9 protein-coding genes and 1 pseudogene are annotated in these 8,054 nt (G+C 59.5%); 8 read left to right on the plus strand and 2 right to left on the minus strand.

The features are described 5' to 3' along the window. From V7D81_RS18000 to V7D81_RS18035, 8 genes and pseudogenes are all read left to right on the plus strand, one after another. Positions 1-649, plus strand: a 649-nt coding sequence (locus tag V7D81_RS18000; RefSeq protein ID WP_324318814.1) for an HAD family hydrolase, incomplete at its 5' end; no start/stop codon positions are given. A 101-nt stretch (positions 650-750) separates the two neighbouring features. Next, positions 751-1,143, plus strand: a complete 393-nt coding sequence (locus tag V7D81_RS18005) for a VOC family protein (protein ID WP_324318816.1) — start codon at positions 751-753, stop codon at positions 1,141-1,143. 107 nt (positions 1,144-1,250) lie between these two features. Beyond that, positions 1,251-1,754, plus strand: a complete 504-nt coding sequence (locus V7D81_RS18010; protein ID WP_324318818.1) for a hypothetical protein — start codon at positions 1,251-1,253, stop codon at positions 1,752-1,754. 65 nt (positions 1,755-1,819) lie between these two features. Next, positions 1,820-2,524: an HAD family hydrolase gene (locus V7D81_RS18015; protein WP_324318820.1), complete on the plus strand. Its 705-nt coding sequence runs from the start codon at positions 1,820-1,822 to the stop codon at positions 2,522-2,524. Positions 2,525-2,527: 3 nt separating this feature from the next. Continuing rightward, the gene (locus V7D81_RS18020) at positions 2,528-3,238 is read left to right on the plus strand and encodes an HAD family hydrolase (RefSeq protein ID WP_324318822.1); all 711 of its coding nucleotides are present in this window, start codon (positions 2,528-2,530) and stop codon (positions 3,236-3,238) included. Positions 3,239-3,705: 467 nt separating this feature from the next. Beyond that, positions 3,706-3,867 (plus strand): annotated as a pseudogene (locus V7D81_RS23305) (helix-turn-helix transcriptional regulator); the annotation flags it as partial. A gap of 93 nt (positions 3,868-3,960) precedes the next feature. Then, on the plus strand, positions 3,961-4,269 hold the full coding sequence (locus V7D81_RS18030) for a hypothetical protein (protein ID WP_324318826.1): 309 nt from the start codon (positions 3,961-3,963) through the stop codon (positions 4,267-4,269). A 77-nt stretch (positions 4,270-4,346) separates the two neighbouring features. Beyond that, positions 4,347-4,859, plus strand: a complete 513-nt coding sequence (locus tag V7D81_RS18035) for a DinB family protein (RefSeq protein WP_324318828.1) — start codon at positions 4,347-4,349, stop codon at positions 4,857-4,859. A 170-nt stretch (positions 4,860-5,029) separates the two neighbouring features. Here V7D81_RS18035 and V7D81_RS18040 read toward each other — a convergent pair whose 3' ends face one another. Together V7D81_RS18040 and V7D81_RS18045 are read right to left on the minus strand one after the other, a co-directional pair. Continuing rightward, positions 5,030-6,598, minus strand: coding sequence for a serine hydrolase (locus tag V7D81_RS18040; protein ID WP_324318830.1), 1,569 nt, complete (start codon positions 6,596-6,598; stop codon positions 5,030-5,032). Between the two features lie 193 nt (positions 6,599-6,791). Then, a partial coding sequence (locus V7D81_RS18045; protein WP_324318832.1) for a peptide MFS transporter occupies positions 6,792-8,054 on the minus strand: 1,263 nt, incomplete at its 5' end.

Below are 8,054 nucleotides of genomic sequence, written 5' to 3' on the forward strand. Positions count from 1 at the left end.
TTCCTGTGAGCTTTCCCAACAAGCCCTGGGCGGCACAAGAATGAAGGCAACGATCTTCGACATAGACGGCACGCTCCTGCAGTCCGACGCAAATGACGACGCGTTGTACTTGGCGTCAGTCCGCGATGTGCTTGGCGATGTCAGCCTGCGTCCGTCCTGGGGGATGTACACGCAATTCACCGCCGCCGGCATTTTGACCGAGATTCTGAATGACAATGCCATGGAGGCGACACCAGAGAGAGTGGCCGCAGTTCGAGATCACTTCGTTGAAAGCATCCATCGTCATGTCTCTGAGCACGGTCCGTTCGCGGAGATACCAGGCGCGAGGGTCTTTGTGCAGAGCCTGCACAATTCGACTACGCATCGCATTGCTTACGCAACGGGCGGGTGGCACGGCTCGGCACTACTGAAGCTATCGCTATCCGGCTTTCCAGTGGCAGGGGTTCCGCTGGCCACTTCGGACGACCATTTCGACAGGCAGGAAATAATGCTTCACGCGCTCCGGCAACTGAATGGCATCTTCGACACCGTTACGTACTATGGTGACGGACACTGGGATGCCGTCGCTGCCGAAGCGCTTGGGTGGCAATTTGTTCCTGTGGGTACAAAGCTCAATGGGTTATCCAGATATGAGCCGAATGCCGCCTAACGAGCACGTCAAGTGCGCACGCTGCGCGCGCCCGGCTCGCAACGGCGAAGCGTCGTTGCCCGCGGCTTACGCGCAGCGTTGAGCCTCAAAGGAGCCACCCCATGAAGTTCGGATACACGATCATCTATGTCCCCGATGTTCCCGCATCATTGGACTTCTTCACCCAGGCATTCGGCTTCGAACGCAGGTTTCTCCATGAATCCGGGACTTACGGCGAGCTTGAGACGGGGCAAACGACGCTTGCTTTTGCGTCACACGATCTCGGCGAGATGAATTTTCCAACCGGCCATGTCGAGGCCCACTCATCAGCCAAGCCTTTGGGTGTTGAGATTGCCTTGGTCACCGACGACGTAGCCTCAGCGCATCAGCGAGCACTGACGGCAGGAGCCGCCGAACTGGCAGCGCCCATCACCAAGCCCTGGGGTCAGGTCGTATCCCATGTCCGATGCCCCGACGGCTCGCTTGTTGAGCTTTGCACTCCCATCAGCTCATGATTTCGGTGCCGGGCCGCTGCCGGGTATCGGAAACGAATCTATGACAATGCACGCTGTGTTGGCGATTGGTGGGGAGCCGCACAGCGCGGACGCCAAGCGAGAAATCGATGACCCGTTCAACAGGTAAACATTCAATCCTGTCCGCATCAATCGTTGTCGCGGCTGCGCTTTCGGCTTTTTGCGCTCATGTCCTTCTTCAGTACGTGCAGAATTCGATCATTGCTGAGAGAGGGAAGGAACTTTCGGAGATGCAGATGCTGAAGTTTCCTTATCCCTGGCACATCGATGTGCTGGGAGCAGCGACAGCGATCGTCCCCACGCTGCTCTACTATGGCGTGCTCTTCCTGGTATGGGAAAAGCTACCTTGGCGATCCTGGATCTCCAAAGGAATCGTATTCAGCCTGGTAATCCTCGAGATCAAAGGCGAACTGTTTCGCAACGTAATTATGGGAATTCTGGCAGGAATGCCCGCTTGGTATGCCGTCGTCAGCAGGCTCGCCGTATGGATACCCAATTTGATGTTGGGCCTCATTTGTGCGGCCGGAATCCACTACCTGAAGAACAAGAATGAAAAGGAACGAGCCTGCCTGATAACGCCATCAACACAGTGAGACGTATGCACCTTTGTTCGTTTGATTTCCCGCCGCGCGGTTCAGAAGCGCGTTCGGCCTGAAACATGCTTTTGATCTTCGACAATGACGGCACCATTTGCGACACGCAGCAAGTCGAGGGGCGTTGCTATGCAATGGCCATTGAGCGTGTGACAGGACTGTCGCTATCCTCGGTTGAGTGGAGCACCTTCCATGAGCCCACCAGCTCGGGCATCGTCCGACACTTGCTTGCTGCCGATACGGAGTGGAAGACCAAGGAAGAATTGATCAAGCAGGAATTCTGCCGCCTTCTTGAGGATGCACAACCTCACTTTCCAGGCGACTTCTCGCCGATTGATGGCGCCATTCAATTCATTGAGTGCCTGCAATCGGCCGGCGCTCATATTGCCATTGCAACCGGTGGTTTCGATTCAGAGGCAGAATTCAAGCTTGCGTGCTGCGGGCTGAGATTGAGGGACTTTCCACATGCCACGGCAAGTGACACGCCGCGCCGCAGGGACATCATCAAGCTCGCTTGTGCTCGGGCCGGTTTCGAAATCGATTCAGTTGTGTATTTTGGCGATGCTCCCTGGGATGCCAAGGTCACCTCAGAACTCGGCATTCCAATGATTGGGATCGGGCGTCGCTTCGAGGAGCTACGGGAAATCGGGATACGGTTCGTCTACCGTGACTACAGCAATCCAGACGGCATCATGACCGCGCTGAAGATCATGGGCGCAGAGATGTCGAATGAAGCCATCCACGCGACGTGCGAAGATGCACGCGTGTGAGCAATGGCATTGGGCGTCATTCATATGAGCGTCTTTGAGCTTGTCATTTTCGACTGTGACGGTGTGCTGGTCGATAGCGAGAGCATCACCAATCAGGTCTTCTGCACCATGCTCAACAACTTGGGGGTGCCAGTTTCGCTACAGGACATGTTCGAGCGCTTCGTCGGCCTCTCCATGCCTCAGTGCATCGATCTGATCACCGAAATGCATGGTGAACCTCCGCCGAGCACCTTTGTCGATGAGCTCCGGCAACGCGCGGCCTCCGCCTTGAAGGACCAAATCAGGTCCATTCCTGGTGTTGAAAGAGTGCTGGCCAGTCTGGACGTTCCTTATTGCGTGGCGTCCAGTGGCGAGCACGAAAAGATAAGACTTACTCTTGGTGCGACCGGACTGCTGAAGCGCTTCGAGGGGAGGATATTCAGCGTGGTTGATGTAGCGAAGCCGAAGCCTGCGCCTGATGTCTTCTTGTTTGCCGCCCGACAGATTGGCGTTCCGCCTTCCGCGTGCGCCGTCGTTGAAGACACTCCCACCGGCATACGGGCGGCCGTCGCCGCGGGCATGCACACGTTCGGATTTGCTGCAAACACCCCTGCGCATAGACTCATCGAAGCTGGGGCGCATCACGTCTTTTCGGACATGACGCAGCTTCTTGAACTGCTGAATACCGTTCAACCGCGCGCTGCGGCCGATAGTCATCGGCAGCCTTTGCAGTGATTTCGGTGCCACGGATTCGCGGATTGAAGCGACGCCGAGCACAAGCGGCTCGACCGATGAGACTCACAATCCGAAATCCGCGAATCCGCGGCCAGGTATCGGAGACGCGAATGTTTGCGCTAGATGGAACCAGGGGAAGCCAGCAATACGAGAGGCCATCAGAACGTTTCATGCCGGGCCGGGAAAGGACGATCACAAGACATACACGATTGAGAAGATCAGGTTTGTCAAACCCGATGTTGCGGTGATACAGGTACGATCACTTAGCACCGTGGGAAACATTGGTACGTATGTGATGAGCAAGGACACGGGAGAGTGGCTCGTCGTGAGTTTCACGAATGTCGAATATGCTCTGCCTGCGAGGTAGGCGCGAAAGGAACGGATTTTTGTGCACTGTCGGGTCCCTGTCGTGTTCAAAGAGCCCGACTGGACTCATATTTGGCCGCCTGGATCCAAAGTGAATGACCATGACCGTGCGCAAGTTGCGATTGAAGCGGGGCTGGACTCAAGAGCAGTTGGCCGAGCTTTGCGGCCTGAGTGTTCGAAGCATCCAACGCATCGAACGCGGCGAGACATGCAGTCTCGAAACGAAGCATTCTCTGGCCTCTGTTTTCGGTGTCGAAGCGTCAGCTTTTGATCGCACCGAAGCTGCGACCGTCAAAGGACGCGTTCAAAGCGACGCGTCTCTGAGTGAAGGACGTGGGCAATACAGCGAATAGAAGATGAGTACCGAGCCGCCGTATCTCTCGGAAGTGTTGCTCTCGCTATCTATCGCGATCCTCGTCTCCTCGGTGTTGTGGCGGAGACAGAGGAAACATCAGCGTACGGTGGGAACGGTGAGAGGGATTGCCGTCTTCCTGGTCGCGGCAGTCGCGGCTCTGGCATCTCTTCTCTTGCTCGCCATGGCGCTCCGTCAGGCGGGCGTGGAACCAGGAAGGTGGTCGCAGCAGGCGATCCAGGTTTCCGCGGCGCTCGTTGCTTACCTTGTGGCGGGAAAGACGCTGGCACAGATCAACAAGCATGCAGATTGATGCCCAACAAGCCCGTCAAGCGCGAAGACGTGGGACGGTGTTGACGATACGTTAGATCGCAAAGAGGAGATTGCGGCATGCTCGCGGCACTGGCACGAGACATGGCTTCATACAATCGCTGGATGAATGAGCGATTGTACGAAGCCTGTGCTCGACTAACGGATAGCGATCGAAAGAGAGATTGCGGCGCCTTCTTCAGATCAGTCCATGGCACTCTCAACCATCTACTGCTGGGAGACAAGATCTGGCTGGGTCGCTTCCTGGGCAATCCGATTCAAGTACGGAACCTGGACGAAGAACTGCACGCCGAGTTCGAAGCGCTTCGCAGAGATCGCGTCGGTACCGATGAAGTCATCGTGCGATGGACAGACTCGCTTACCGATGCCGCACTGGCGGGAGAGCTTCGATACGTGAGCGTCGCCAGTCCAGCTCCACGAAAGTACGAGATGTGGCTGGCCGTGGCGCATTTCTTCAATCATCAGACACATCATCGAGGGCAGCTCACAACGCTGCTCAGCCAGTTCGGGCAAGACATGGGTGTTACCGACCTGATCGGGCTTCCTGAGGTTGTGAGGCGCAATGCGACCTAGTGGACCGTAACAGCAGATTCGGGCGTGAATGCCGGGGGATTCTTGTGGGTCAGGCTTCAGCCTGACTCTGAAAAGAGGCCGGCTGAAGCCGGCCCCACAGTAAGAGGCCCCCACCCCGGCCCTCCCCCGCTACGCGGAGGAGGGGGCGGAACATCCGCGCAGAAGACAGCTCAGGGCTTCTCCGCCGGCGTGAACAGCAGATCCGCGTAGTCGTAGCTGAAATCGGCGATCGGTGAGACCGGCTTCATCGTGATGCGATCGACCTTGCCGTCCGCATCGAGACTGAACGTCACGTACGCGGGCTCGATGGTCTTGTCGTCGAAGCGCGTGATGAACGTGTCGTACTGCCAGTGTTCGAGCGTGCCGCCCATGCGCGGCGTCGACTTGAAATCGATGGCCAGCGACTTGCCGCGCATCGCGACTTCGATGTTGCCGTACCAGGCGTCGGTGTACGTACCGGCATAGTTCTCCAGCTTCAGCGACGGGCCGACTTTGGCCGGCGTCGCAGCCGTCGCCGCGAGCGCCTTCATGGCACCCGCCAGTCGCTCCTGCTTGTAGGTGATGTACTTCTCCGGCCAGCCACTGGCGGGCAGGCCGAGATAGTGATCGAGCAGTTCGTACATGAGGCCGAGCAGGATCTCGCCGTCCTCGCTGTTGATCACGACGGAGAAGCCGACGTTCTTTTCCGGAATCAGCGTCACGATGGTCTGGAAGCCGAGCACGGCGCCGCTGTGCGAAACGATCTTCGTGCCGCGATAGTCCTGCACTCCCCAGCCGAGCGCGTAGGTCTGGAACATGGGCTGGAGGGACTTGAACGCCTCGGACCGCGGCGGCGAGACCGGCAGGATCACCACCGGCTTCCACATCTCCGCGTGCGCCGCTTCGCTGAACAGCGCCTTGCCATCCGGCAGTTTGCCGTGCGCCAGCTGCAGCGCGAGCCACTTGCTCATGTCGTTGGCGCTCACCGCGAGTCCGCCCGCAGGCGCCGCGGCGCGACCGAGTTCATCACGCTCATCGAGCATGTGCAGCGGACCGACGCCGCGCACCTTCTCGGTGGTGCGCGCATGCGGATACGCCCGATTGGCCGTGGCGAAGCGACGATCGTTGTCGCTGGTGGAGACAGTCATCCCCGCCGGCAGGAATACGTGTTCGCGAACGTAGTCCTCCCAGGTCTGTCCCGTCACTTCCTCGATGAGCTGCCCGGCGACCATGTAGAGCACGTTGTCGTAGGCATAACCGCTGCGGAAACTGGTCTTCGGCTTGATGTAGCGCAGCCGCTTGACCGACTCGGCGCGCGACAGGCTGCCGCGCGGCACGAACAGCAGATCGCCCGCGCCGAGCCCGAGTCCGCTGCGATGAACCAGCAGATCGCGGATGGTGATCTCGCGCGTCACCCACGGGTCGTACATCTGGAAGCCCGGCAGGTGTTCGATCACCTTGTCGTCCCAGCCGATCTTGCCGGCATCGACCAGCGTCGCGAGCGCTGCGGCAGTGACTGCCTTGCCGGTCGAGCCCGTCGGGAAAATCGTGTCGGCATCGACGCGCGTCGCTTCGCCCTGCTTCAGCACGCCGTAACCGCGCGCCAGCGTCGTCTGGCCGTTCTCCACGATACTCACGGCCATGCCGGGCACGCCGATGCGGGTGCGCAGGCTTTCGACGCGCGAATCGAACTCCGCGGGCGGCGCGGCGAGCGATGCCAGTGACAGCAAGCTCAACATCAGGACGACAATCGGTTTCATGCTATCTCCCCTTCCGGCAAGCCTCACGAACGAACAGATGACGGAAACGGAGTAACCGTGACCGAAGGGGAATCCCACGGGGCAAAGAACGCATAGAACACAAAGAGAGAAACAACCGCAAAAAGCGCAAAAAAGAATTTCGATTTACTTTTGCGCCTTTTGCGCCTTTTGCGGCCATTCTCCTTTCTGCGTTCTATGCGTTCTTTGCCCCGTGGGATTCCCTTTCGGTCACGGTTACTCCGTTCTCCTCCCGCAGCAACCTGCGCGACGGACGATCAACCAGCAGCAACGCCACTGCAGCAACCGCCGCAACGGCAGCAACGATCAGAAAGAACGTCGTGCGATCGAACCGGCTCCACAGCGTGCCGAGCGCGCCGGCCAGCAGGTTGCCGGCGAAGCTGGCGGAGAACCACAGCGCGATGGCGGTCGCGGCGAGATTGCGCGGCGCGATGCGGCCGAACAGGCCGAGGCCCGTGGGCAGGATGAACAGTTCGCCGAGCGTGTACAGAAGCAGGAAGGTCGCGAGCCACAGCCAGTGCGCCTGCGGCTGACCGGCGACCAGCGCGAGCAGCACGTAGGCACCCGCGACGACGAAGGCGCCGATGGCCATGCGGCGCAGCGGCGCGAACTGCTGATCGGCGTGGCGTTTCCAGTACGCCAGCAGGATCGGTGTAAGCGTGAACACGAGCAGCGGATTCAATGCCTGGAACCAGGTGGCGGGAATGGTCCAGCTCGCGCCGATGCGGCGATCGACGCCGGAGTCGGCCCACAGCGCGACGGTGTTGCCGATCTGTTCGTACGCGCCGCGAAACACGACGACGATGGCGATGACGCCGAGCAGCAGCGCGACGCGCGTGCGCCAGGAATCGTCGCTGCGCGAATCCGTTTCGCGAGGCACGGCCGCCGCGACTTCGGCCGGCAGATAGCGCCCGCCGAACGTGTAAACCACGAGTCCGAGACACATGCCGACGCCGGCGGCGCCGAAACCCCAGTGCCACCCGTACAGTTCGCCGAGTGCGCCGCAGACGATCGCCGCCAGCACGGCACCGAGATTGATGCCGACGTAGTACACGTTGTATGCGGAGCCGATGCGCGGGTCATCGCTTCGATACAGCGACTTCACCTGACTCGGCAGGCTCGGCAGGAACAATCCGTTGCCGAGACCGATGATCGCGAGCGCCGGATAGAACAGTGTCTCGAAGGTCATCATGAAATGACCCAGCGCCATGATGGCGCCGCCGATGATCACCGCGCGTCGCCGGCCCAGATAGCGATCGGCGATCACGCCGCCGATGATGGGCGTGAAGTAGGTGAAGGCGGTATAGAACCCGTAGATCCACGACGCCTGCGTCTGCGAAATCAGCAGCGCCTTCGTCATGTAGTAGACGAGCAGCGTGCGCATGCCGTAGTAGGAGAACTTCTCCCACATTTCGGTGAGGAACAGGATCGTCAGGCC

The sequence above is a fragment of the Povalibacter sp. genome, from assembly GCF_036735925.1.
Taxonomy (GTDB): Bacteria; Pseudomonadota; Gammaproteobacteria; order Steroidobacterales; family Steroidobacteraceae; genus Steroidobacter.

Bases quoted from the DNA above. Each gene is read 5' to 3' on its own strand.
- V7D81_RS18005 (WP_324318816.1), top strand. From the start codon at position 751: ATGAAGTTCGGATACACGATCATCTATGTCCCCGATGTTCCCGCATCA.
- V7D81_RS18010 (WP_324318818.1), top strand. From the start codon at position 1,251: ATGACCCGTTCAACAGGTAAACATTCAATCCTGTCCGCATCAATCGTT.
- V7D81_RS18015 (WP_324318820.1), top strand. From the start codon at position 1,820: ATGCTTTTGATCTTCGACAATGACGGCACCATTTGCGACACGCAGCAA.
- V7D81_RS18020 (WP_324318822.1), top strand. From the start codon at position 2,528: ATGGCATTGGGCGTCATTCATATGAGCGTCTTTGAGCTTGTCATTTTC.
- V7D81_RS18030 (WP_324318826.1), top strand. From the start codon at position 3,961: ATGAGTACCGAGCCGCCGTATCTCTCGGAAGTGTTGCTCTCGCTATCT.
- V7D81_RS18035 (WP_324318828.1), top strand. From the start codon at position 4,347: ATGCTCGCGGCACTGGCACGAGACATGGCTTCATACAATCGCTGGATG.
- V7D81_RS18040 (WP_324318830.1), bottom strand. From the start codon at position 6,598: ATGAAACCGATTGTCGTCCTGATGTTGAGCTTGCTGTCACTGGCATCG.